Genomic DNA, 21,866 nt, shown 5'->3' with positions numbered 1-21,866 from the left:
CATTGCCACGATGCGGCTACGACGCAAGGTGGCACATTGTCCCAGGTTACCGCTTAAAGCTGCTCGATCCTGCCAAACCCGTGCGCCGCCAAGGCGGCTCCGAGCGCGCGCTCCTCGTCGCCCAACCGGGTGAAGACGGCAACGCCCTCCCCCGCTCCCGACCATGATTCGCCCTGCATGAGATGCACGATCTGCCGCGCGATCCCCGGTCCGCCATCGACGAAGCGCACGCCGGGTGCAGCGGCCGCAAGCTCTGCCTCGACCAGCGGAAAGTGCGTGCAGGCGTTGACGATCACGTCGATCGCGCCGCCACCGGGTTGCGAAAACAAGCCATCGAGCACCGCGGCATAGCGTTCCGGCGCGACGACTCGGCCGTGCAATTTCGCCTCGGCCATCTCGACCAGAGCCGCCGACCCGTAGCGCAGCACCGTGCAATCGCCCGCGAACCTCGCGGCAAGATCATCGACATAGGCCTGCCGCACCGTCGCCTCGGTCCCCAGCACGCCGATCGTTCGCGTTCTCGACAGCAGCGCGGCCGGCTTGATCGCGGGCACCGTCCCGACCACCGGCAGGTCGAGCGCCGCGCGCACTACCGGCAAAGCGATCGTCGATGCGGTATTGCACGCGATCACGATCAACCGCGGCCGATATCGTTCTGCGAGCCGCCCCAGCAACACCGGCACCCGCGCCGCAATCTCCGCCTCGCTCTTGGTCCCGTACGGAAAACCGGCCGAGTCGGCGGCATAGACGAACGGTGCTTCGGGCAGCGCCCCGCGAGCCGGACCGACGATCGACAGCCCGCCGACGCCGGAATCGAAAAACAGGATGGGGCGTTGGTCCATGTCTGGTCCTTAGAACGGATCAGCCGGCGCAAACTAGGCCAGACCGACTTCGGTGATTGCGTGAGACCACTCCTCAACGCTCCGTCACCCCGGACCTGTTCCGGGGTCTACCGTGCCGCAAACCAAGCCTTGCCGAGGACGCGGCACAGTGGATGCCGGAACAAGCCCGGCATGACGAAGCGATTTTGGCGGTCCGGCCCTTAACCTCGTGAGACGCCCATTTGCCGTCCGCCCCGGGTCGTTTATAAGCCCCTCCAGAACGGGGGACATAGTTGCAGACGGAAATTCTCTGGGTCGCGCCCACGCTATCGCTCGTGCTGAGCTATCTGCTCGGCTCGATCCCGTTCGGCGTCATCCTCACGCGGCTCGGCGGCGCAGGCGATCTGCGCACGATCGGCTCGGGCAACATCGGCGCGACCAACGTTTTGCGCACGGGACGGAAAGGCCTCGCCGCCGCGACGTTGCTGCTGGACATGGCCAAGGGTGCAGTCGCCGTGCTGCTGGTGGCATACCTGTTCCCCGGCAACGCGCTGCTCGCGGCTGCTGGCGCGTTCATCGGCCATTGCTACCCCGTCTGGCTGAAGTTCAAGGGCGGCAAGGGCGTCGCGACGCTGATGGGGATCGTCGTCGCGCTGCACTGGCCGCTCGGGCTGGTCTACGCGGTCGTCTGGCTCGGCCTGCTCGCGGGTCTGCGCATATCCTCCGTCGCCGGCATGGCCGCCGCGCTCAGCGCCCCATTTGCCGCAGCGCTGTTCGGTCGCTTTGACCTCGTCCTGCTGCTCCTCGCGCTCGCCTTGATCGTGCTGTGGAAACACCGCGAGAACGTCGAACGCCTGTTCTCCGGCACCGAACCGCGGATCGGCTCTAGCCGGAAAACGAGTGACTGACCCGACGGTCTCAAGACTTCGGCTCATCCGCACGACCGGGATCGGACCGGTCACCTATCGCCAGCTCATCGCCCGCTTCGGCAGCGCCGACGCCGCCATCGACGCGCTCCCGATGCTGGCTGCGCGAGGTGGGGGCCGCGCTCCGAGGATCGCCGACGCCAGCCTCGCCGAACGCGAAATCGCCGCCACCACGAGACTCGGCGCACGCTACCTCTTCCTCGACGAGCCCGACTATCCCCGCCTGCTCGCCGAAATCGAGACCGCCCCGCCGGCGCTCATCTTCCGCGGCGACATCAACCACGCCTCCCGCCCCTGCATAGCCATGGTCGGCGCGCGCAACGCGTCCGCCGCCGCGTGCCGCTTCGCCCGCCAACTCGCGCTGCAACTCGCCGAAGAAGGCACGACGATCGTCTCCGGCCTCGCTCGCGGCATCGACACCGCCGCGCATATCGGCGCGCTTGGTGCAGGCTCCAGCGGTGCCACGATCGGCGTCATCGCCAGCGGCATCGACATCGCCTACCCGCCCGACAACACCGGCCTGCAGGAACGCGTTGCCAGCGAAGGCCTCCTCCTCGCCGAACAGCCCCCCGGCACCGAGCCAAAGGCGCGCAACTTCCCCTCGCGCAACCGCATCATCGCCGGCCTCGCGATCGGCACGGTGGTGGTCGAGGCGGTCCCCAAATCCGGCTCGCTGATCACCGCGCGCCTCGCCAACGAATCCGGCCGCGAAGTCATGGCCGTCCCCGGCAGTCCGCTCGATCCCCGCGCGCAAGGCTGCAACCTGCTGATCCGCGAAGGCGCCACGCTGGTGCAGTCCGCCGCCGACATCCTCGAACAGATCCGCCCGTTCGACCCGCGTTCGGTCCGCTCCCCGATCGACGCCTATGCAGGATCGCCACCCGAAGACGCCACCAATACGGACCGCCGCCGTATCGAAGCCCTGCTTGGCCCGGTACCCGTAGCGGTCGACGAGTTGATCCGCCAGTCGCATCTGCCGCCCGCCATCGTGCAGATGGTGTTGCTCGAACTCGAGCTCGGCGGACGCCTCGAGCGGCATGCTGGCGGTCGCGCAAGCCTGACCTAACCCGCCCGACGTCGCTGCGGGACGCACGACCAGCAACACCTTGCCGAACGTCCAAGCAAAAGATCTTTGCCGAATAAGCTCGATGTTTCGGTTCGACGCGGACACGACGACGCCGTTCTGCGTTGTCGCCGTTACCGGCGGACTCCTCTGTGACCCAAAGCAATGTAACTGAAGTTAGTGTGTTCGTGGACATGCCGTCATATTCGATTTTACAATTTATCGTCTGTATCGGCCATTTGGGCGGTTGATCGTAATGTCTCAGGGGGTTACGGCGTCCGCAGTCAATGGAGTTGAACATGGCCGAAGATAACACCGACCTGAACGCTGTCGAACTCGCAACCGAGCTCACGATTGCTTGGCTGGGGAACCCGAATACGCGCAGTTCGGCCGAAGACGTTCCTGCCTTTCTGGGCAAGATGCACGACACCGTCTCGGCATTGCTGGGAACATCGACCGAGGCCGCACCGGTCGAAGCGGCGACCGAATATACGCCTGCGGTATCCTCGCGGAAGTCGCTCGCGTCGAAGGATCACATCATCTCGATGATCGACGGCAAGTCGTACAAGACCTTGCGCCGTCACCTTGCAACGCACGGCATGACGCCGGCCGAGTATCGCGAACGTTACGGCCTGAAGCCGGACTATCCGATGGTCGCCGAGAATTATTCGGAGAGCCGTCGTGCGATGGCCAAGAAGATCGGCCTGGGTCGCAAGCCCGGTCCGCGCAAGACCGATGCAGCGGCTACGCCTGCAGCGGCGCGCAAGCGCAAGACGGAAGCTGCCACCGCCGAGTAAGCGATAGCGCTATCGTCTACGAAAAAGGACCGGCGTCTTGCGACGTCGGTCCTTTTTCGTTTCGCGTAAGATACGACGTCCGTTTTACGGTATCACCGGTAGGGCGATCCCCGGAAACACAGCAGCCGTGAGCGCCTGCGCTGCCCAACCATAGGTTACAGGAGCCCTGGAACAGACGTCGAAGTCGACCACGGTCCTGTACATCGCGCCGTCCACATCCGGACCCGTTGCGAAATCGCAACCCGGCACGCTACTTCCCGAATACGCCGCGTCGGTAAAGCAACGTGATCGCCACGCGCCGGTTGCGCGGATCGGCAGGATCCTTGGCGATCAGCGGTTCGCGGTCGGCGACGCCTTCGATCCGCTCGAAGCGTTGCTCTGGCGTGCCCCCCGACAGCAGGCGCCGACGCGTCGCTTCCGCGCGCCCGGACGACAGCATCCAGTTGTTCATCGCGCGCGGATCGCCGTACGGCACGCTGTCGGTATGGCCACGGATCATGATCGGGTTCTGCATGCCCTGCACCGAGCCGGCGATCATCCCGATCAGTGCCGCTGCTTCCGGGTCGAGCGCCGTGGTACCGCTCGCAAACATCGAATAATTGGCATCGTCGACCAGATCGATCCGCATCCCGTCCTGTGTCGGGACAAAGCGGACATGGCTCTGCAGGCGCGACAGTTTCGCATTGCCCGACATCTCGCCGAGCACACGCCGGCGCAGCGCCTGGAAATTCTTTTGGTCTTCCTTGGTCAGCGCGTTGCGACTCTTCAGCGACCCCTTCGGCCCGGTCCCAGCAGACGGTCCACCCAGCCCCGCGTCGGGAATCGCGAGTTGTGCCATGCTGGTCTGCCCCGGCTTCGGCCCGATGCGATTCTTGTCGAGGATGGATTCGCCGCCGAACAGCCCGCCCCCGCCGATCCCGAGCGAGCGCGTGTTGAGGATGGTCGGCGCGAAGTAATCGGCGATACCCTTGCGCTGTTTCTCGGTGGTCGCGCCGACGATCCACAGCAGCAGGAAGAACGCCATCATCGCGGTCACGAAATCGGCATACGCGACTTTCCACGCGCCGCCGTGATGGCCGCCATGCCCCTCGATATAGATCTTCTTGACGATGACCTTGGGCGGTTGGTTCGTACCGTGGGGCGCGCGCGCGGCCATGCCCTATTTACCGCGCAAGCCGTCGAAGACTTCCGCGAAGCCCGGCTGGTTCTTGTGCGCGATGCCCGAGCGCGCGGCCTCGATCACCAGCGGCTGCGGATGGCCGTGCAGCGAGGCGATGATGATCTGCTTCACCACGTCGTAGATCGACGCATCGGCATCGAGCACCTGCTTCAGCCGGTTCGCGAGCGGCGCGACGATGCCGTACGCCAGCAGCACGCCCATGAACGTACCGACCAGCGCCGAGCCGATCATCGCCCCCAGGATCGACGGTGGCTTGTCGATCGAGCCCATCGTCTTCACCACGCCCAGCACCGCCGCGACGATGCCGAGCGCCGGCAGCGCATCGGCCAGGCTTGCAAGCGTGCCGTGCGCGGCCTCCTCCTCGTGATGATGCGTCTTGATCGAGTGATCCATGACCTCCTCGACCGCGTGCACGTCGAGCGTCCCCGACGACACCACGACCAGGCGCAGCGTATCGGCGATCAGGTTGATGAGCGCCTTGTCCTTCAGCAGCTTGGGATATTCGGTGAACACCGCCGACGATTGCGGATCCTCGACATGCGGCTCGAGCGCGATCGGCCCGTCCATCCGCAGCATCTTCATCAGCTTGCTGACAAGGAAGATGACGTCGAGATAGTCCTGCTTCTTGTATTTCGGGCCCTTGAAGACCTTGCCCAGCCCGGCGCCGAGGCCTTTGAGCTCCTTGCCCGAATTGCCGATGATCAGCGCGCCGGCGGCGGCACCGCCGATGATCAGCATCTCGTGCGGGATGGCCTCCATGACGGGGCCGAGCGCGCCGCCGGTGAAGGCGAATCCGCCGAACACCATGACGAGCAGGACGACGATGCCGATGACCGGAAACATGGTGTGCGAAATTCCCCCAGGGCCGACAACGGCAACTTACGTAGCCAGAGAATTAACCGGATTTCGTAGCCAACCGGTTACCAAGACGCATCTGCGCGCCAATAAAATCGCTCAGCGAAGATAATCGAACAGTGACAGCGCCGACAGCTTGGTAAAGCTCGCCTGAGTCGCCGACAGGATCGTCATCGTCTTCTGCAATTCGACCACCGTGGTGGTGATGTCGGTATCTTCGAGCCCCGACCGAGTCGCTTCGCGGTCAGCCGCGACATCGGTCAGCCGCGACGTCTCCAAATCGACTCGGGCGGCACGCGCACCGAGCGAGGCCTGCACCGTGGAAACCTGATCCGATGCGGCAGTGATGTCGGCGAGCGATGTATCGAGTGAACTCGTTTTGAAATCGTCCGATTGCAGCGCGGTCGCGATCGCCGACAGCATGGCGAGCGTATTGGTGCCGCCCTCGATGCTGCCGTCCGCCTTGGTCTTGCCGCCGACCGTGAAGATGCGCGCGGCGGTCTCGTTCGCCTGGACGCTCTGTCCGTCGCCGATCGGGATGCCCGAGACGGGTTTCGCGGCGAGCGCATAGCTGCCGTCGGTCGCGACTGCGGGGGCGCCGTCGCCACCACCGAACAGCGCTTGGCCGCGCGCGTCCTTGGCATTGGCGAGGTTGGTCAGCGTCGCAACGATCCCCGCGATCTGCTCGCCGATCGCCTTGCGGTTGGCGGCGTTCAGCGTGCCGGTCTTCGCCTGCGTCACCAGCTCGGTCGCGCTCTGCAGCTGGTCGGTGATCGCGGTAAGGCTGGTGTCGCCCTGCTTCAGCACCGATTCGGCAGTGCCAAGATTGGCGGCATAAGCCTTGTCGTTGACCGTCTCGCGCTTGATCCCGGCGAGCCGCTGATACGCAGCGCTGTCCGACGATGGCGCCGTCAGCTTGACGCCGGTCGAGATCTGGTTCTGCAACGCCTCCGCCTTCGCACTGAGCGAATTCATCGCCGTCGTCGAACGATCATAGAAGAGGCTGGTGGCGATCTGCATGCGCGTTACCGTAGATCGAGGATGGTCTGGAACGTGTCGCGCGCGGTCTGGATCACGCGGCTCGACGCCTGATAGGCCTGCTGGAAGCGCAGCAGGTCGACCGCTTCGCTATCGAGATCGACGCCCGAAGAGGAGGCGAGCGAACTGACCGCGCCGTCGCGGATCGCGCTTTGGGCGTCGGCCACCACCTTACGCTGTTCGAGCGCGGCGGCGTTGCCGGCGATCAGCGTCGTGGTGCGCGCCTCGAAGCCGCCGCTCGTGCGGACTGCCTGCAACGCGGTGAGATTGGAAGCATCGCGCGTGCCACCGGTCGCACTTGCGGCAGCGATGCCGCGCGGATCATCAACCGCGACGCTGATGTCGGTCGGCGTGTCGCCGGTCGCGAACAGCGCCGCGCCCGCATTGCCATCGAGATCGCGGCCCTGCGCCTGGACGGCATTGATCTTCGACGTGAAGTCCGTGGCGATCGCGTTCAGCGATTCGCGTGCGGCATCGATTCGCTGCGCGCCTTCCGCGAAACCGGCGAGCGCACCGCCGGTTGGCGACAGTGCGGAGGTGACGTTGCCGCGCGTGACCGCGAACTGCACCACGCCCTCGTCATTGCGCGCATAGGACACCTGCCCACTATCGCCGCCGGCGACGAACACCGCGCCCGCCGCGCCGCCGAGCCGCACGGTCGTCCGCCCGAGATCGTCGAACGACGTATTGATGTCGGTGATCGTGCTCATCTGTTCGAGCACCTGGTCGCGCTGGTCGGCGAGCTGCGCCGCGGTCGTCGATCCCGGCGCGCTACGCGCGATGCCGTCGTTGATCTTGGCGAGCGCAGTGCCCAGCGAATTGAGCGACTGCACGGCTTGCGATGCGGTCGAATCGAGATCGGCCACTGCGGTATCGAGCGCTTGCCCGGTCGCGGTAAACGCCGCCGCGGCCGTGCCCGCCGATTCGAGCATTACCGCCCGAGTTGGCTCCGACGTCGGATCGGCCGCAAGTTTCTGCGCGGACGTAAAGAAGCTGGTGAGCCGGTCGCCAAGCTGGTTGCCACTCAGCGCGGTCTCGATCCGGTTCATCCAGGTCACACCGGCTTCGGTCTTGGCAAGATCGGTACCTGCCGAGCGGACTGCCTGCGATCGGTACGCATCGGCGCTGCGCGCGATGCCGGTAACCGTGACGCCGCTGCTGCTGACCAGTTTTTGCGCGTTGAGGCCACCGCCGACCGACGACACTTCGGCAAGATTCGTCGTGCGCCGGGTGTAGCCCGCCGTGCCGGTGTTCGCGATGTTCTCCGACACCGTGGACAGCGCGGTCTGATACGCGCGCACGCCCGAGGCGCCGATCGAAAGGAGATCGCTCATGGCGGCGAGTCTGCCGCACCCTGGTTAAGATCGGATTGAGACTTGGCGAGAAAATCGGTCATCGCCTTGCCGATGCCGAGCGGCGTGTGCTCGGCCATCGACTTCGCGATCAGCCCGTCCTGCATGTCGGTGAAGGTGTCGATCGCCTTCGAATCGAACAGCGGGTCGGCGAGTTTCGCCTGGCGCATGCTCTTCAGCATCATGCCGGTGAAGACCGCCTCGAACTTCTGGCCCGCCTGTTCGAGATTGTCCTTCGACTTCAGCCGACTCGTGTCGGTCGAGATGCCGGTGGTCGCCGTCGTCGCCGACAGTGTCGCGGACGGGGTGGGCGTGATCGCGCTCACAGGACGATCAACTCGGCCTTGAGCGCGCCGGCTTCCTTCAGCGCCTCGAGGATCGCGACCAGATCGGCCGGCGATGCACCGATCGCGTTCACCGCCTTGACGATGTCGGCGAGCTTGGGGCCGGGCGCGAGCAGGAACATCGGGCGACGCTCCTCCTCGACCGCGACGCGGCTGTTCGGGACGATCGCGGTCTGGCCCTGGCTGAACGGCGCGGGCTGGCTGACTTGCGGCTTCTCGTCGATCCGCACCGTCATCTTGCCGTGCGTGATCGCCGCGGGCCCGACGCGGACCGCCGAGTTGATGACGACGGTGCCGGTGCGCGCGTTGACGATCACCTTGGCGGAGGGTTCGGCGGACACGACGTCCAGATTCTCGATCGTCGACATCAGCGTGGCGCGGACGTCGGCGCCGATCGGTGCGCGGACCGACACCGACACCGCGTCGATCGCCTGCGCACTGCCGAAGCCGAGCTTCGAGTTGATCGCACCCGCGACGTTCTGCGCGGTGGTGAAATCGGCACGCGCGAGGTTGAAGGTGAGCGTCGGCGCGCTGTCGAACCCGGTCGCGACCGCGCGTTCGACGGTGGCGCCCTCGGGGATGCGGCCGGTCGAGGGCACGTTGACGACGATCTTCGACCCGTCCGCACCTTCTGCGCCCAATCCGCCAACTGCGAGGTTGCCCTGCGCCATCGCGTAGATCTGGTTATCGGCACCGAGCAGCGGCGTCATGATCAGGCTGCCACCGCGGAGCGACTTGGCCTTGCCCATCGAGGCGACGGTGATGTCGAGGCGCTGGCCGGGCTTGGCGAACGGCGGCAGTTCGGCGGTGATCATCACCACTGCCGCGTTCTTCATGCCCGGGTTCGCGGTCGCCGGCAGCTGCAGGCCGAAGCGCGACGCGACCGCCTTCAACGACTGCACGGTGTATTCGAGATTGTCGTCGCCCGTGCCTGGCAGGCCGACGACGATGCCGTAGCCGGTCAGCTGGTTCGAACGGATACCCTGGAACCCGCCCAGATCCTTGATCCGGTCGGCGGAGGCCGGGCCTGCGATCAGGAGCGATGCGAAAAGGGCGAGCAGGAAGCGCATGGTCAAGGCCTTAGAACGGGCTGACGACGGAGAAGAAGCGGCCGAGCCACCCCTGGCGGCCGGCGCGGGCGACGTCGCCCTTGCCGGTGTACGAGATCTGCGCGTCGGCCACACGGGTCGACAGGATGCGGTTGTTCGCGTCGATGTCGGCGGTGCGGACCAGCCCCTTGATCTTCAGGAACTCGTCGCCGCGGTTGAGCGTCACGCGCTTCTGCCCCTGCACGAGCATCGTGCCGTTGGGATAGACCTGCGCGACCGTCACGCTGACTTCGCCCGACAGCGAGTTCGCCTGGTCGGCGGCACCGGTGCCGTTGAAGGTACGGCCACCGCTGAGCGTCGCGTCGGTCTTGTTGAACAAATTGAGCAACCCGGTGGTCGGCGGCGTGATGCTGCCCGACCCGCTGCTGTCGAGCTTCGAGCCCGACGATTTCGACGCGGCGGTCCGCTCGACCAGCACGATCGTCAGGGGATCGCCGACTTTCCGCGCGCGCCACCCTTCATAGAGGGCCGCGTAGCCGTCCTGCGCCTGGAAGATCGAGCCCGTCGCGACGACCGGCACCGGCTGGACCGGCAGAGGCCGCGCGACCGAGAAATCCTCGGGCGGCGCCTTCTTGCCGAAGAGGCTGGCGTCCGCCGACGACGGGCTGAGCCCGGCGACGATGAGCGCACCGGCGACCGCGGCGAGCGTGATCTCGATCCAGTGCGCGCTAAAGCGGAACGGAGTGGGAGCCTTGGATGCCATGGTCCGGATCAGATGTTCTGGTTGACGTATTTGAGCATGTCGTCGGTCGCCGAGATCATCTTCGAATTGACCTCGTACGCGCGCTGCGTCTCGATCATGTCGACGAGTTCCTCGACGACGTTGACGTTCGACGCCTCCAGCATGCCCTGCTTGATGTTGCCGCGGCCGTCCTGGCCCGCGACGCCGACATTGGCCGCGCCGCTCGCTGCGGTCTCGACCAGGTAATTGTCGCCGGTCGCCTGCAGGCCTGCGCCGTTCGGGAAGTTCGCGACCTGGATCTGGCCGATCTGGCTCGCCTCGGTCTGGCCGGGGACGGTCGCCGACACGGTGCCGTCCGAACCGATCGTGATCCCGGTCGTACCCTCGGGCACGGTGATGCCGGGCTGCACCTGATAGCCTTCGCTGGTGACCAGTAGGCCTTCCGCCGAGCGCGAGAAATTGCCGGCGCGGGTATAGCCGAGCGTGCCGCCGGGCATCTGCACCTGGAAATAGCCGTCGCCGTCGAGCGCGAGATCGAGGCTGTTGCCGGTCGTCTGCATCGCGCCCTGCGTGTCCATCCGCGCGGTGCCCTGAATCCGGACGCCGGTGCCGAGGTTGAGGCCGGTCGCGTATTTGGTCTCGGCGGTGCTCTGCGTACCGGGCGTGGTGATGGTCTGGTAGGCGAGCGTCTCGAACGCCGCACGGTCCTTCTTGAACCCCGTGGTGTTCACGTTGGCGAGATTGTTCGAGATGACGCGCATGCGCATGTCCTGGGCGTCGAGCCCGGTGCGCGCGATATGCATGGCTGCGGATGACATCGGTCTGTTCCTTCTAGCTCGGCAGGCGCATCAAAGATGCACCGCTTTCGTCGATTTCCTTGGCGGATTTCATCATGTTGGCCTGGACTTCGTAGGACCGCTGGTTCTCGATCATGTCGACCAGCGCCTGCGTCATGTTGACGTTCGATCCTTCGATCGCGCCACCCTGAACCTTGGCGTCCATGTCTTCGGGCAGCGCGCCCCCGCCGCGCACGCGCAGCAGATTGTCGAGGCCCTTCACCGTGTCCGACCCCTTGGTGTCGGCGAGCTTGAGCTTGTCGATCACCTGCGGGTTCTTCGCATCGCCACCCTGCGGCACGATCGAGATCGTCCCGTCGGCTGCGATCGTCAGCGACTGGTAGGGCGGCAGGGTGATCGGCCCCCCCGAGCCGATCACTGGATGCCCGTCGCCGGTCTGCAGCACGCCGGACGGTGCAACCTCCAGATCGCCGCGGCGGGTATACGCCTCCGACCCGTCCGACGCCTGCACCGCGAGCCATGCCGTGGTGCCGGTGATCGCGACGTCGAGCGGACGCCCGGTCAGCTGGATCGCACCCGGCGAACGATCGGCGTCGGTCACCTCTTCCGAGGTCGGCGCGCGCGCTTCGATCGTCGAGCCGTCGCCCTTCAGGTTCAGCCGATCGAACACCACGCGATCGGCGCGGAATCCGGTGGTCGACGCGTTCGCCATGTTGTTGGCGATCGCCGCCTGCGCCGCCATGTGCGCGCGCAGGCCCGTCGCCGCGGTGTAGACCAGCTTGTCCATTCAGGGTCCCCTGCGTGTCTGTGCTTAGCTGCGGATGTTGAAGATCGTTTCGGATATCTGGTTGGCGGTATCGAGCGCCTTCGAGTTCGCCTGGAAGTTGCGCTGGGCCGCGATCAGGTTGACCAGCTCCTCGGTGATGTCGACGTTCGATCCCTCGATCGTCCCCGACATCAGCTTGCCGAAACCGTTGGTGTCCGCCGCGCCGAGCTTGGCCTCGCCGGAGATGCCGGTCGACTGCCAATAGCTGCTGCCGAGCTGGCGCAAGCCTTCGGGATTGGAGAAGTTGGCGAGCATCACCTGGCCCAGCACCTGCGTGTCGCCGTTTGAGAAGCTCGCATTGACGAGGCCCTTCTCGTCGACCGTGACACCCTGGATCTGGCCGACCGCCTTGCCATCCTGCGTGCGCGAGGCGACGTTGAACGCGCTCGACAGCTGCGTCGTACCGCTGCCGAAGGTGAAGGCGATCGCCTGCGGATCGGTCGAGTTCGCGGTGGTGAACTGGTCATAGGCGATCGCACCGGTCGGTGCGGTCATCTTGCCGGTAGAGTCGAACGTCATCGACGTCCCGGCGGTGCCGCCGGTGGTCAGCTCCTTGTCGCCGACGAAGCTGTGGACTTCCCAGGTGCTGTTCGCGTCGGTCGTGGTCGGCGCGGACGTGCGCTTGAAATAGTTGGTCAGCGTCATCGCGTTGCCGCTCGCATCGTACACCGTGGTCTGCGCCGACTGATTATAGCTCGACGGGTCGAACCGATCGAACGTCGCCGTCGTCGGCAGCGCCGAATTGGCATTGAGGTTGAGCGTCATCGTCACCGCCGAGGTCGGCACCGGCGTACCGCTCGTCTCGGGGAGGCGCAGGCTCACCGCGGAATCGGAACCGGTCGCGACCACCGCGCTCGAGCCATCGACCGGGAACACCTGCAGATGCGAACCCTGCGAATCGACGACGTAGCGGTTCGAATCGACCAGGAAGCCGCCGTTGCGCGTATAGTTGATCGAGGCGGATTCGATGCTCGGCTTGACCGCGAAGAAGCCGTCGCCGGACACCGCGAGATCGAGGCTGTTCGAGGTCTGGATCAGGCTGCCTTGCGCGAACTGCTGGCGATTGGCCTGGACGATCGCGCCCGAGCCGATCTGCTGCGATGGCGCGACCGAGACGCTCGAGGCGATCACGTCGGCAAATTCGGTGCGGCTCTTCTTGAAGCCGTTGGTCGCGACGTTCGCGAGGTTGTGCGAGATCGTTGACATCTCGGCTTGAGACGCCTGCAGACCCGAGAGCGAAGTGTAGAAAGACATGGCGGTTTAGCTCCTGGAAAGTCTGGGTTCAGCCGATCTGGCGGATGGCGGTGGCGGGCACTTCGCCGAGGCCGGGAAGCGTGAGGACGGCGGCGCCGGTGGTGGTCGACACCGACTGGACGGGCGCCCAGACCAGGCTCGTCGCGCCGACCGTGGTACCGTTGCTCTGCGCGTTGACCGCGACCGTGAACGGGCCGCTGCCGGCATCCGCGCCGGCGGTGTCCTTGCCGTCCCAGTCGTAGCCGATCGTGCCGGCAGCCTGCTTGCCGAGCGACATCGTCTTCAGCACCGCGCCGTTCGCGTCGCTGATCGTGACGTTGACGTCGGTCGCGGCGCCGGCCAGCTCGACCGACCCGGCGATACCGCCCGCCGATCGGCCATAGGCGGTGCTGCCCTCGGTCAACACGGTCTTGCCGACATAGGACAGCGCGTCGCTGGTGCTGGTGACGCCGAGCTTGTCGGCCATCGCCTTCAGCGTCGTGTTCATCTCGGAGATGCCCGACGTGGTCGAGATCTGCGCCATCTGCGCGACCATCTGGGTGTTGTCGACCGGGTTGAACGGGTCCTGGTTCTGCATCTGCGCGGTCATCAGCTTCAGGAAGTCGGACTGGCCGAGCGAGCTGGACGACTTGGTGGTGGTGGTCGCCGCCGCGGCGGTCGACGTGCGCGTGATGCCGAGGGTGTTGAGCGTGGTATCGAAGGAGGTTGCCATGATCAGCGGCCTAGCTTGAGGGTATCGATGATGAGCGACTTTGCGGTGTTCATCACTTCGATGTTGTTCTGGTAGCTGCGGGCGGTCTCCATCATGTCGACCATCTCGCGGGTTTCATCGACCGCCGCTTCGAAGATGTTGCCATCCTTGTCGGCCATCGGATTGTCGGGATCGTAGCGCTTGGTCGGCGCGTCGCCGGCGGTGACGACCCGCTCGACATCGACCGTCGACATGCCGCTCGCGGCGTCGAAGCTGGTGCGGAACACCGGCTTCATCGTCTTGTACGCGGTCTCGGCCGAGCCGGTCGTGCCGCCCGCATTGGCGAGGTTCGACGCGGTCGTATTCATCCGGATCAGCTGCGCGGACATCGCGCGGCCGGCCACCTGGAAGATCGTCATGGGCTGGTTGGACATCTTATTCCCCCTTCAGCGCGCGCGTGATCTGGCCGATCCGCCCGTTCAGGAACGACAGCGTCGTCTGATACTGGACGGCGTTCTCGGCGAAGGCGGTCTGCTCCTGGCTCAGCTCGACGGTGTTGCCATCCATCGAGGTCTGCGTCGGGATCCGGTATTTGGTCGCGGCGTTCGTGCTGCCGTCATTCTCGACGGAGGCGAGCGCGGCCTGGAAATCGATGTCGCGCGCCTTGAAGCCGGGCGTCGAGGCGTTGGCGATGTTCGACGCCAGCACACCCATGCGCTGCGACCGCACCTCGAGTGCCGCCCCGTGAACTCCGAAAAGCGTGTCGCCTGACACAAGCCCGTCTCCTGGCGCACCGATTGCGCAACCGGACATAAGCAATGGCCGTGCCAGTTTTCGTTTCGCGGGTGGGGGATGGTGGTTTGCCGGTCGGAGGCAGGCGGGCGGCAAGGCGAACGGCAATGGATTGCCGGTGTTGCAGGGGTGGGCGGCAAGGCGGTTGCCGGCTGGCTCGGCCGGGGCGGCAAACCGAACGGCTGTCCCGCGCGCCCTTGTTTCCCCACGAAGGCGGGGATCCAGCCTGCGCTCCCGCCTTCGCGGGAGAACAAGGAAGTGGGAAAAGCCGCTTGCGATGTTTGCAGCACCGTTCACCAAAGTGGCGTGCGTCCCCTTCCCAAATCAGAGCTACCACCCCGGCGAAGGCCGGGGCCCAATTGGAGAGGTCGCAGTAACGAAGCGCGTCCGCAGTTAGCAACGTCCCCCAATTGGGCCCCGGCCTTCGCCGGGGTGGTGCTCGTGAAAAGCGCGCACGACCACGGCGCCCGCCCCACCCACTCCGTCACCCCGGACTTGTTCCGGGGTCCACCGCTCCACACACTCGAGGCTAGCGAGTACGCGGAACGGTGGATGCCGGAACGAGTCCGGCATGACGCCGAAGCCAACCAGTCCCCAACTGGCCCGCCCCTTGCATCGCCCCGCACACATGATCACGCTCGCCCAACTGCTCGACCCCGCAGCGCTCGCCATCGTCGGTGGCGGCACCGTCCTCGCGGTCGTCCTCCGCACGCCGCTTCGCGACCTCGGCCGCGCGCTCGCCGCCGTCACCACGCTAGGCCGCGGACGGTTCGACGCCGACACCCTGCTGCTCCAGATCACTGCGCTCGCCCGCATCGCCAAGCGTCACGGCGTGATGGCGCTCGATCGCTCGGTCATCACGGACGCCGACGTCGCCGCCGCGATCGCCGCGATCGTCGACGGTGCGTCGGCAGGCGACGTCGCGACGCTCGTCCAGCACCGCCGTCGCGCGCGGATCGAACGCCACGTCGCCGCCGCCGACGTCTGGTCGGGCGCCGCCGAAGTCGCGCCCGCGATGGGCATGGTCGGCACGCTGATCGGCCTCGCGCAGATGTTCGCGACGATGAGCGATCCCGGCGCGATCGGTGGCGCGATGGCGGTCGCCCTGCTCGCGACGCTGTACGGCGCGCTGTTCGCCAACCTCCTCTTCATGCCGATCGCCAACCGCCTGCGCGCGCAGGGCCGCAACGAAGCATTCGAGCGCGCGCGTATCGAAGCGCCGCTCGTGGCGCTCGCCGAACGCGAAACGCCGCGTGGCTATGTCGCGCCGACCCTGGCAACCGTCGCATGAACGCCAGCGAATATCCGGACGCGCCGACCGGCAAGCCGCTCTGGCTGATCACGCTCGCCGACCTCGCCTTGTTGCTGGTCGGCTTCCTCGTGCTGGTGCAGGCGACGCAGCATATCGGCGGAAAGGACCTCGCAAAAGGCATCCGCGAAGGCTTCGGCGCGAACGATACCGAGCCGACGCCGATGCCCGTCGCTGCCGCGGGCATTCTCGATTTCGCACCCGGCTCGGCGATCCTGCCGACCACCCCCGGCGCGCTCGTCGCCTGGGCGCGGGAAGCGGCGCGTGACCCCCGCGTGATGCTCACCGTCACCGGTTCGACCGACGGCACGCCTGCCGATATCGACCGCGTCACCGGCAGCGCCGCGATTCTCGCCGCCGACCGCGCACGCACCGTCGCCGCCGCACTCGCCGCAGTCGCGCCATCGCGTGTCGCCATCATCACCGCCACCAAGCCCGGCCGCCGTGCCGCCATCGTCTCCGTCGCCTTTGTCGGCGAACCGCTTAGGACAGCACAATGATCATCCCGTTCCTGCTCATGGCCGCGAGCTTCCAGGATACCGCCGCGCTCGATCGCTCGGTCGCCGCGTTTACCGGCCGCCCGACCGGTGCCGAGGGGGGCGCACGCACGTCGGTCGACGCGCGGCTTCGGCTCGCGACCTGCCCGACCGTGTCGCTGTCGTGGCGATCCGAACAGCATGATGCGGTCGTCGTGTCGTGCGCTGGGCCGGCATGGCGGATCTTCGTGCCGGTCATCCGCCCGGCGAACGCGCCCGCCGCAATCGCCGCGTCGTTCGTGCCCGCTGCCAAGGTCGCGCCGGTCATCAAGCGCGGCGATCCGATCGTGATCGAGGCTGGCACCGAGGGCTTCTCGATCAGTCGCGAAGGCGTCGCGATGGGCGATGCGGCCCCCGGCGGGCGCTTCATGGTCAAGGTCGACGACACCCGCACGCCGGTCCAGGCGATCGCCGTCGACGCCGGCCGTGCGACGCTGCCCGGCTGGTCGAACTAATTCGTCGAACTAATTTTCGGTCAACAGATTAATTTACCTAAAGGTTTTTGCCGTGCGGCCGTTTCTCCTGATGTCAGCGCAATTTAGAGGATGCGGACATGGTGGACTCGATCGGCGCGAAGCCGTCAGTAGCAGGAGATCGCTCCGTCGCGCGCGTCGCCGCCGCGACGCCGACGACGACGGTGCAGACGCCCGTACAGCTCCAGGCGAAGGCGCCTGCGTCGGTGGTTTCGGACTCGATCGCGCTCGCAAAGTCGATGGCCTCGGCGCCGCCGATCGATGCGAGCCGGGTTGCCGAGATCAAGAAGGCGATCGCCAGCGGCACCTTCCCGATCCTCCCCGCCACCATCGCCGACCGGCTGATGGCGCTCAAGCTCTCGTGGAATTCCAATGAAACGGCGTGATGCCCTGATCCGCGTAATCGACGCGCTGCATGCCGAGATCGCCGCGCTGAAGTCGAACGACGTCGCCAGCCTAGAGCGCGCGACCGCCGACAAGCTTGCCGGGATCGAACAGGTCGCCCTGCTCGGTACCGGTCCTGCAGGCTCGGAGATCCGCGAGCTGGCGGACGAGGCGAACCGGCTCAACGAGACCTGCCGGATCTACACCAATTTGATGGCGGCAAATGTTCGCCGCCGCCTGCAAACCCTGACCGGCGATGGTGCCGTTGCCGGCTATCGGCCGGGACTCAGGGCGGCATACGCGTAACATCGCGCGCGCCCGACACGGCCGCCCTTCCCCAAAAATCCGTCATACTGCCGCTACGCGTCGCCCCAACCCATCCGTCATGGGGTATCCACGTAATAAAGCGCGCCCTTGCCGCACGAGACCCCAGCTTTCGCTGGGGTGACGGACTTAGTTGCAGCCCCAAGCACCAAAACTGGCACGCCCCTTGCTCAGCACCCCCTGAATCAGGGGCACCGCACACGGGCATGACCGTCAATCCTATCACTACCGGCCGGATCCAGTCCGCGATCGCGCTTGCGAGCAGCAAGACGGGCGTGGATTTCGACTATCTGCTGGGCCAGGCAAAGCTCGAGAGCGGGCTGAACGCCAACGCCAAGGCCGGCACGTCGAGCGCATCGGGCCTCTATCAGTTCATCGAACAGAGCTGGCTCTCCGTCGTCAAGAAGCACGGCGCCGAGCACGGCATGGCCTGGGCCGCGGACAGCATCGGCCAGTCGTCGAGCGGCCGCCTCTCGGTCGGCGATGCCGGCACCAAGGCGGCGATCCTCGCGCTGCGCAACGATCCCAATGCCGCCTCGCTGATGGCCGCCGAATACGCCTCGGACAACAAGGCGTCGCTCGAAGGCACGCTCGGCCGTCCCGCCTCGGGCACCGACCTCTATATGGCGCATTTCATGGGCCTCGGCGGCGCGACCAAGTTCCTCAAGACGATGCAGGCCAACCCGCAGGCGAGCGGCGCGGCGCTGTTCCCCGCCGCCGCGCGCGCGAACCACAACGTCTTCTACGATTCGAACAACCAGCCGCGCACGCTGTCGGCGATCTACGACCGCTTCGCCGACAAGCTCGGTGGCGCCGCCGCCGGTGCGTCCGCGACCGCGACGCCCGCCAACTACGCTGCGCAGGCGCTCGACATGAACGGCAGCACGGTCATCACCGGCAGCAACGAAAGCGCCGACGACGCGCTTGCCTGGGCGACCACGGCGATGAACAAGTTCACCGGCCGTACCACGCAAGCCGCCGCCAGCATCCTACGGCCGACGCCCGACACCGCGCGCCTGGCCTACATGATGCTCGCAAGGTTGGGCGGCTAAGCCATGAACCGCATCCTCTCCAACGCCAGGGCGTCGGTCCTGCCGCTCGCGATCCTGCTGCTCGTGCTGGTCATGGTCGTGCCGATTCCGGCGTTCATGCTCGACATCTTCTTCGTGGCGAACATCGCGATCAGCCTCGCCGTGCTGATGGTCGCGCTCAACGCACAGAAGCCGCTCGACTTCTCCGCCTTCCCGACCGTCCTCCTGTTCGCGACGTTGTTCCGTCTCGGCCTGAACGTCGCTTCGACCCGCATCGTGCTGGTCCACGGCCATGAAGGCGAGAGCGCGGCGGGCCACGTCATCGAGGCGTTCGGCACGTTCCTGATCGGCGGGGATTACGTCGTCGGCATCTTCGTCTTCGCGATCCTGATGATCATCAACATGATCGTCGTCACCAAGGGCGCCGGCCGCGTCTCCGAAGTCAGCGCGCGCTTCACGCTCGACGCCCTCCCCGGCAAGCAGATGGCGATCGACGCCGACCTAAACGCCGGGCTCATCACCCCTGATGAAGCCAAGGCACGCCGCGTCGATGTCTCGACCGAAGCCGATTTCTACGGCTCGATGGACGGCTCGTCGAAGTTCGTGAAGGGCGATGCGGTCGCGGCCATGCTGATCCTCGCCGCCAACATCATCGGCGGCCTGATCCTCGGCCCCGTCAGCCACGGCATGACGATCGCCGACGCCGCGCACAACTACATCCTGCTCGCGATCGGCGACGCGCTCGTCGCGCAGCTGCCGAGCCTGATGCTGTCGATCGCCGCCGCCTCGATCGTCACCCGCGTCACCTCCGACAAGGATCTCGCCGGCCAGATCGGTGGCCAGTTCGGTAGCCCCCGCACCTGGACGCCGGTTGCGGTCATCCTCGCGTTGCTCGGCATCCTGCCAGGCATGCCGCACATGGTGATCCTCCCCGCCGCGGCCATCGCCGGGTTCGCCGCATGGAAGCTGCGTCAGATCGAGCGTCGCCCTGCCCCGGTCGTGGTCGTCCCCGTCGAGACGATCGACCAGTCGAAAATCGGCTGGGAGGAAGTCACCGACGGCATGCAGGTCAATCTCGACATCGGTTACGGACTGGTCCCCCTTGCCGATGAGCGTCGCGGCTCGCCGCTGATGAGCCGGATCACCGGCGTACGTCGCCAGCTGTCGAAGGAACTCGGCTTCGTCGTGCCGCAGGTCCGCGTTCGCGACGACATCAACCTGGCCCCGTACGTCTACCGCATTCTGGTCAACGGCGTCGTCGTCGGCGAGGACACAGTATCGCCCGACGAGATGCTCGCGCTCGATACGGGGCAGGCGTTCGGCGACCTGTTCGGCAAGAAGGTCAAGGACCCCACCTTCGGGCTCGACGCGACCTGGGTCGATGCGAGCGATGCCGATGCCGCGACCGGCGCCGGCTATCTCGTGGTCGACCCCGGCACCGTGATGGCGACGCACCTCAATCACATGCTCGGCCAGAACGCCTCCGAACTGCTCGGCCAGGACGAAGTGCAGGCGCTGCTCGACGGCCTCAAGGAACGTGCCGCGCAGCTAGTCGCCGCGCTCGCGCCGCTGCCGATCACGACGTTGACGCAAGTCCTGAAGGGTCTGCTCGCCGAGAACGTCCCGCTCAAGGAATTCCGTCGCATTGCAGGCGCGATCGCGGTCGCGGCGCAGCGTACGCAGGACGCCGAGGAGATCATCGAGACGATCCGTCCGGAGCTCGGCGCGCTCATCATCCAGAAACTGTGCGGCGTGCGCGAACCGCTGCGCGTCATGACGTTGGAGGGTCAATTGGAAGGTCTGCTCGGCCAGGCGATGCGCGCCGATCAATCGCGCCGCCACGTCATCGAACCCGATCTCGGCCGCCGCATCGTCGAGGCGCTGCAACGCGCCGCCGAACCGCTGATCGCCGAGGCGAAACCGTTCGCGTTGGTCGTCCAGCCGACCATCCGCATCGCCATCCGCAAGCTGGTGCGGACGTGCCTGCCCGATACGCCGGTCATGTCGTTCTTCGAAGTGCCCGAGGAGAAGGCGGTCGAAGTCGTCGCGGTCATCGGTGCCTCGCAACAGGCGCTCGCAGCATGAGCGCGCTCCCGATGCGTGGCGCGTTCGCGGATGCCCAGCCCTTCGCAGGCCAGCCCCTCACCTACCGCCCGCACCAACGCCCGGGCGGCGACGCGGACCAATTGGTGAAGCAGCACCTCCCCCTCGTCCGCCGGATAGCCTGGCACGTCCACGGCAGCATGAGCAGCAGCGTCGAGGTCGAGGACCTGATCCAGGTCGGCCTGGTCGCACTGGTTGAGGCCGCCGCGAATTTCGACGAGCGCGGCATGCCGTTCAAGACCTACCTCATCACCCGCCTGCGCGGCAGCATGATCGACGAACTCCGCCGCCAGGCCACATCGACGCGTGGCGCCATGCGTCGCCGTCGCCAGTACGCCGAGGCGATCTCGACGCTGACCGCCCGCACGGGAAAAGCTCCGGGAGAAGACATGATCGCGCAGCATATCGGCGTGACGATCGAGAAACTCCGCACCGACTACGTCACCGCCGACGCGATCCGCTTCGATTCGATCGACGAGATGTACGCGGACGACTTGCCTTGGTTCGCCGACGACACGCCGGATGCGTTCGAGCAGCTCGCCGACAGCGACATGCGCGAGGCTTTGATCGCCGCGATCACCGCGTTACCGGAACGCGAGGCGCAGGTGATCCAGCTCTATTACGTCGAGGAACTGAACCTCGAGGAAATCGGCGAAGTCTTCGGCGTGGGCTCGGCGAGGGTGTGCCAGATCAAGGCGTCCGCACATGCAAAATTAAAGAAGGCGCTTGCTAGGCAGATGTAGCGCACGCTTAAGTCCCGCGCGGTTCGCCGACATCGTAGACGCGCAAGTTGCGATCGCCGATGCCGAGGCTCGACCAGGCTGCACGCCATGCAGCGATGTGTACTGACGCGAAATGGCGGTCCAACGCGGCCTGATCGGTCCACATCTCCTTCACATGGATGAGGCCGGGCTCGAACACGTCCTCCGCATAGCCGTACTCGACGCACCCGTCCTCCGCGCGACTGGCGTCGGCCATCCGCTTCATGACCGGTCGCGCCGCGTCCATATGGTCTGCTGGCAGGCGCACGGTTCCAACGATCAGCAACATGAGGACGAGCGTACCGGCTTGAAGCCGCACCGGAAAGCCCGCGCCGACCACGACGCGCGGTGCCCTATAAACAGAAACCCCGGCGGCCGAGGCCACCGGGGTTTCATGCCGCCTCGCGGTGACGCGGGA

26 protein-coding genes are annotated in these 21,866 nt (G+C 66.3%); 11 read left to right on the top strand and 15 right to left on the bottom strand.

From position 1 onward, the window contains the following. Window positions 1-53 precede the first annotated feature (53 nt). On the bottom strand, window positions 54-842 hold the full coding sequence (murI, locus tag AC3D24_RS14260; RefSeq protein ID WP_489031634.1) for a glutamate racemase: 789 nt from the start codon (window positions 840-842) through the stop codon (window positions 54-56). 272 nt (window positions 843-1,114) lie between these two features. Here murI and plsY point away from each other — a divergent pair, with 272 nt between their 5' ends. From plsY to AC3D24_RS14245, 3 genes are all read left to right on the top strand, one after another. Then, the gene (gene plsY / locus AC3D24_RS14255; RefSeq protein WP_489031632.1) at window positions 1,115-1,729 is read left to right on the top strand and encodes a glycerol-3-phosphate 1-O-acyltransferase PlsY; all 615 of its coding nucleotides are present in this window, start codon (window positions 1,115-1,117) and stop codon (window positions 1,727-1,729) included. Further along, the gene (gene dprA / locus AC3D24_RS14250; protein ID WP_489031631.1) at window positions 1,722-2,813 is read left to right on the top strand and encodes a DNA-processing protein DprA; all 1,092 of its coding nucleotides are present in this window, start codon (window positions 1,722-1,724) and stop codon (window positions 2,811-2,813) included. Before plsY ends, dprA begins: the two co-directional genes overlap by 8 nt. Before the next feature lie 296 nt (window positions 2,814-3,109). Beyond that, window positions 3,110-3,607 carry a Ros/MucR family transcriptional regulator gene (locus tag AC3D24_RS14245; RefSeq protein WP_489031629.1) on the top strand — a complete coding sequence of 166 codons (498 nt, stop codon included), beginning with the start codon at window positions 3,110-3,112 and terminating at the stop codon, window positions 3,605-3,607. A 250-nt stretch (window positions 3,608-3,857) separates the two neighbouring features. Here AC3D24_RS14245 and AC3D24_RS14240 read toward each other — a convergent pair whose 3' ends face one another. From AC3D24_RS14240 to AC3D24_RS14180, 13 genes are all read right to left on the bottom strand, one after another. Continuing rightward, on the bottom strand, window positions 3,858-4,763 hold the full coding sequence (locus tag AC3D24_RS14240) for a flagellar motor protein MotB (RefSeq protein WP_489031628.1): 906 nt from the start codon (window positions 4,761-4,763) through the stop codon (window positions 3,858-3,860). A 3-nt stretch (window positions 4,764-4,766) separates the two neighbouring features. Beyond that, window positions 4,767-5,630, bottom strand: coding sequence for a flagellar motor stator protein MotA (motA, locus tag AC3D24_RS14235; protein ID WP_380782465.1), 864 nt, complete (start codon window positions 5,628-5,630; stop codon window positions 4,767-4,769). 111 nt (window positions 5,631-5,741) lie between these two features. After that, complete coding sequence (locus tag AC3D24_RS14230; RefSeq protein WP_489031627.1) at window positions 5,742-6,662, bottom strand: flagellin N-terminal helical domain-containing protein; 921 nt, start codon at window positions 6,660-6,662, stop codon at window positions 5,742-5,744. Between the two features lie 5 nt (window positions 6,663-6,667). After that, the gene (flgK, locus tag AC3D24_RS14225; RefSeq protein ID WP_489031625.1) at window positions 6,668-8,014 is read right to left on the bottom strand and encodes a flagellar hook-associated protein FlgK; all 1,347 of its coding nucleotides are present in this window, start codon (window positions 8,012-8,014) and stop codon (window positions 6,668-6,670) included. Then, a complete protein-coding gene (locus tag AC3D24_RS14220; protein WP_489031623.1) occupies window positions 8,011-8,358 on the bottom strand; it encodes a rod-binding protein in 348 nt (115 codons plus the stop codon). The genes flgK and AC3D24_RS14220 overlap by 4 nt, the downstream gene beginning before the upstream one ends. Continuing rightward, window positions 8,355-9,446 carry a flagellar basal body P-ring protein FlgI gene (locus AC3D24_RS14215; RefSeq protein ID WP_489031621.1) on the bottom strand — a complete coding sequence of 364 codons (1,092 nt, stop codon included), beginning with the start codon at window positions 9,444-9,446 and terminating at the stop codon, window positions 8,355-8,357. Before AC3D24_RS14215 ends, AC3D24_RS14220 begins: the two co-directional genes overlap by 4 nt. 10 nt (window positions 9,447-9,456) lie before the next feature. Beyond that, the gene (locus AC3D24_RS14210) at window positions 9,457-10,188 is read right to left on the bottom strand and encodes a flagellar basal body L-ring protein FlgH (protein WP_489031619.1); all 732 of its coding nucleotides are present in this window, start codon (window positions 10,186-10,188) and stop codon (window positions 9,457-9,459) included. An 8-nt stretch (window positions 10,189-10,196) separates the two neighbouring features. Continuing rightward, a complete protein-coding gene (gene flgG, locus AC3D24_RS14205; RefSeq protein WP_489031617.1) occupies window positions 10,197-10,985 on the bottom strand; it encodes a flagellar basal-body rod protein FlgG in 789 nt (262 codons plus the stop codon). Between the two features lie 13 nt (window positions 10,986-10,998). Then, window positions 10,999-11,751: a flagellar basal-body rod protein FlgF gene (gene flgF, locus AC3D24_RS14200; protein WP_489031615.1), complete on the bottom strand. Its 753-nt coding sequence runs from the start codon at window positions 11,749-11,751 to the stop codon at window positions 10,999-11,001. Between the two features lie 24 nt (window positions 11,752-11,775). Next, window positions 11,776-13,044 (bottom strand): flagellar hook protein FlgE, encoded by a 1,269-nt coding sequence (locus tag AC3D24_RS14195; protein WP_489031613.1) that lies wholly within the window; start codon window positions 13,042-13,044, stop codon window positions 11,776-11,778. 28 nt (window positions 13,045-13,072) lie between these two features. Further along, window positions 13,073-13,756 (bottom strand): flagellar hook assembly protein FlgD, encoded by a 684-nt coding sequence (locus AC3D24_RS14190; protein WP_489031611.1) that lies wholly within the window; start codon window positions 13,754-13,756, stop codon window positions 13,073-13,075. Window positions 13,757-13,758: 2 nt separating this feature from the next. Next, complete coding sequence (gene flgC / locus AC3D24_RS14185; protein WP_489031609.1) at window positions 13,759-14,169, bottom strand: flagellar basal body rod protein FlgC; 411 nt, start codon at window positions 14,167-14,169, stop codon at window positions 13,759-13,761. Window position 14,170: 1 nt separating this feature from the next. After that, complete coding sequence (locus AC3D24_RS14180) at window positions 14,171-14,509, bottom strand: flagellar basal body rod protein FlgB (RefSeq protein ID WP_302847292.1); 339 nt, start codon at window positions 14,507-14,509, stop codon at window positions 14,171-14,173. A gap of 646 nt (window positions 14,510-15,155) precedes the next feature. Here AC3D24_RS14180 and AC3D24_RS14175 point away from each other — a divergent pair. From AC3D24_RS14175 to AC3D24_RS14140, 8 genes are all read left to right on the top strand, one after another. Beyond that, window positions 15,156-15,818: a motility protein A gene (locus AC3D24_RS14175; protein ID WP_489033164.1), complete on the top strand. Its 663-nt coding sequence runs from the start codon at window positions 15,156-15,158 to the stop codon at window positions 15,816-15,818. Continuing rightward, window positions 15,815-16,336, top strand: coding sequence for a hypothetical protein (locus tag AC3D24_RS14170; RefSeq protein ID WP_489031607.1), 522 nt, complete (start codon window positions 15,815-15,817; stop codon window positions 16,334-16,336). Before AC3D24_RS14175 ends, AC3D24_RS14170 begins: the two co-directional genes overlap by 4 nt. Then, window positions 16,333-16,827, top strand: coding sequence for a flagella basal body P-ring formation protein FlgA (locus tag AC3D24_RS14165; RefSeq protein WP_489031606.1), 495 nt, complete (start codon window positions 16,333-16,335; stop codon window positions 16,825-16,827). The genes AC3D24_RS14170 and AC3D24_RS14165 overlap by 4 nt, the downstream gene beginning before the upstream one ends. Window positions 16,828-16,925: 98 nt before the next feature. After that, window positions 16,926-17,231, top strand: coding sequence for a flagellar biosynthesis anti-sigma factor FlgM (gene flgM / locus AC3D24_RS14160; RefSeq protein ID WP_489031604.1), 306 nt, complete (start codon window positions 16,926-16,928; stop codon window positions 17,229-17,231). After that, window positions 17,218-17,535 (top strand): flagellar protein FlgN, encoded by a 318-nt coding sequence (locus AC3D24_RS14155; protein WP_489031602.1) that lies wholly within the window; start codon window positions 17,218-17,220, stop codon window positions 17,533-17,535. The genes flgM and AC3D24_RS14155 overlap by 14 nt, the downstream gene beginning before the upstream one ends. A gap of 224 nt (window positions 17,536-17,759) precedes the next feature. Then, window positions 17,760-18,605, top strand: coding sequence for a lytic transglycosylase domain-containing protein (locus tag AC3D24_RS14150; RefSeq protein ID WP_489031600.1), 846 nt, complete (start codon window positions 17,760-17,762; stop codon window positions 18,603-18,605). Window positions 18,606-18,608: 3 nt separating this feature from the next. After that, entirely contained in the window at window positions 18,609-20,669 is a 2,061-nt protein-coding gene (gene flhA / locus AC3D24_RS14145; RefSeq protein WP_489031598.1) for a flagellar biosynthesis protein FlhA, read from the top strand. Continuing rightward, window positions 20,666-21,430: a FliA/WhiG family RNA polymerase sigma factor gene (locus tag AC3D24_RS14140; protein ID WP_489031596.1), complete on the top strand. Its 765-nt coding sequence runs from the start codon at window positions 20,666-20,668 to the stop codon at window positions 21,428-21,430. Before flhA ends, AC3D24_RS14140 begins: the two co-directional genes overlap by 4 nt. 7 nt (window positions 21,431-21,437) lie before the next feature. Here the strand turns inward: AC3D24_RS14140 and AC3D24_RS14135 are convergent, their stop codons facing one another. After that, window positions 21,438-21,833, bottom strand: coding sequence for a putative quinol monooxygenase (locus tag AC3D24_RS14135; protein WP_489031594.1), 396 nt, complete (start codon window positions 21,831-21,833; stop codon window positions 21,438-21,440). Window positions 21,834-21,866: the final 33 nt, after the last annotated feature.

The organism is Sphingomonas sp. SL1004, from assembly GCF_057815015.1.
Note: the sequence above shows the minus strand (reverse complement) of the source record. Positions and strands in the feature narration are given on the sequence as shown.

What these genes read in the sequence shown, in the direction of transcription:
- murI (WP_489031634.1), bottom strand. Translation starts at nt 842, where the DNA reads ATGGACCAACGCCCCATCCTGTTTTTCGATTCCGGCGTCGGCGGGCTG.
- AC3D24_RS14245 (WP_489031629.1), top strand. Translation starts at nt 3,110, where the DNA reads ATGGCCGAAGATAACACCGACCTGAACGCTGTCGAACTCGCAACCGAG.
- AC3D24_RS14240 (WP_489031628.1), bottom strand. Translation starts at nt 4,763, where the DNA reads ATGGCCGCGCGCGCGCCCCACGGTACGAACCAACCGCCCAAGGTCATC.
- motA (WP_380782465.1), bottom strand. Translation starts at nt 5,630, where the DNA reads ATGTTTCCGGTCATCGGCATCGTCGTCCTGCTCGTCATGGTGTTCGGC.
- AC3D24_RS14230 (WP_489031627.1), bottom strand. Translation starts at nt 6,662, where the DNA reads ATGCAGATCGCCACCAGCCTCTTCTATGATCGTTCGACGACGGCGATG.
- flgK (WP_489031625.1), bottom strand. Translation starts at nt 8,014, where the DNA reads ATGAGCGATCTCCTTTCGATCGGCGCCTCGGGCGTGCGCGCGTATCAG.
- AC3D24_RS14215 (WP_489031621.1), bottom strand. Translation starts at nt 9,446, where the DNA reads ATGCGCTTCCTGCTCGCCCTTTTCGCATCGCTCCTGATCGCAGGCCCG.
- AC3D24_RS14210 (WP_489031619.1), bottom strand. Translation starts at nt 10,188, where the DNA reads ATGGCATCCAAGGCTCCCACTCCGTTCCGCTTTAGCGCGCACTGGATC.
- flgG (WP_489031617.1), bottom strand. Translation starts at nt 10,985, where the DNA reads ATGTCATCCGCAGCCATGCATATCGCGCGCACCGGGCTCGACGCCCAG.
- flgF (WP_489031615.1), bottom strand. Translation starts at nt 11,751, where the DNA reads ATGGACAAGCTGGTCTACACCGCGGCGACGGGCCTGCGCGCGCACATG.
- AC3D24_RS14195 (WP_489031613.1), bottom strand. Translation starts at nt 13,044, where the DNA reads ATGTCTTTCTACACTTCGCTCTCGGGTCTGCAGGCGTCTCAAGCCGAG.
- AC3D24_RS14190 (WP_489031611.1), bottom strand. Translation starts at nt 13,756, where the DNA reads ATGGCAACCTCCTTCGATACCACGCTCAACACCCTCGGCATCACGCGC.
- flgC (WP_489031609.1), bottom strand. Translation starts at nt 14,169, where the DNA reads ATGTCCAACCAGCCCATGACGATCTTCCAGGTGGCCGGCCGCGCGATG.
- AC3D24_RS14175 (WP_489033164.1), top strand. Translation starts at nt 15,156, where the DNA reads ATGATCACGCTCGCCCAACTGCTCGACCCCGCAGCGCTCGCCATCGTC.
- AC3D24_RS14170 (WP_489031607.1), top strand. Translation starts at nt 15,815, where the DNA reads ATGAACGCCAGCGAATATCCGGACGCGCCGACCGGCAAGCCGCTCTGG.
- AC3D24_RS14165 (WP_489031606.1), top strand. Translation starts at nt 16,333, where the DNA reads ATGATCATCCCGTTCCTGCTCATGGCCGCGAGCTTCCAGGATACCGCC.
- flgM (WP_489031604.1), top strand. Translation starts at nt 16,926, where the DNA reads ATGGTGGACTCGATCGGCGCGAAGCCGTCAGTAGCAGGAGATCGCTCC.
- AC3D24_RS14155 (WP_489031602.1), top strand. Translation starts at nt 17,218, where the DNA reads ATGAAACGGCGTGATGCCCTGATCCGCGTAATCGACGCGCTGCATGCC.
- AC3D24_RS14150 (WP_489031600.1), top strand. Translation starts at nt 17,760, where the DNA reads ATGACCGTCAATCCTATCACTACCGGCCGGATCCAGTCCGCGATCGCG.
- flhA (WP_489031598.1), top strand. Translation starts at nt 18,609, where the DNA reads ATGAACCGCATCCTCTCCAACGCCAGGGCGTCGGTCCTGCCGCTCGCG.
- AC3D24_RS14140 (WP_489031596.1), top strand. Translation starts at nt 20,666, where the DNA reads ATGAGCGCGCTCCCGATGCGTGGCGCGTTCGCGGATGCCCAGCCCTTC.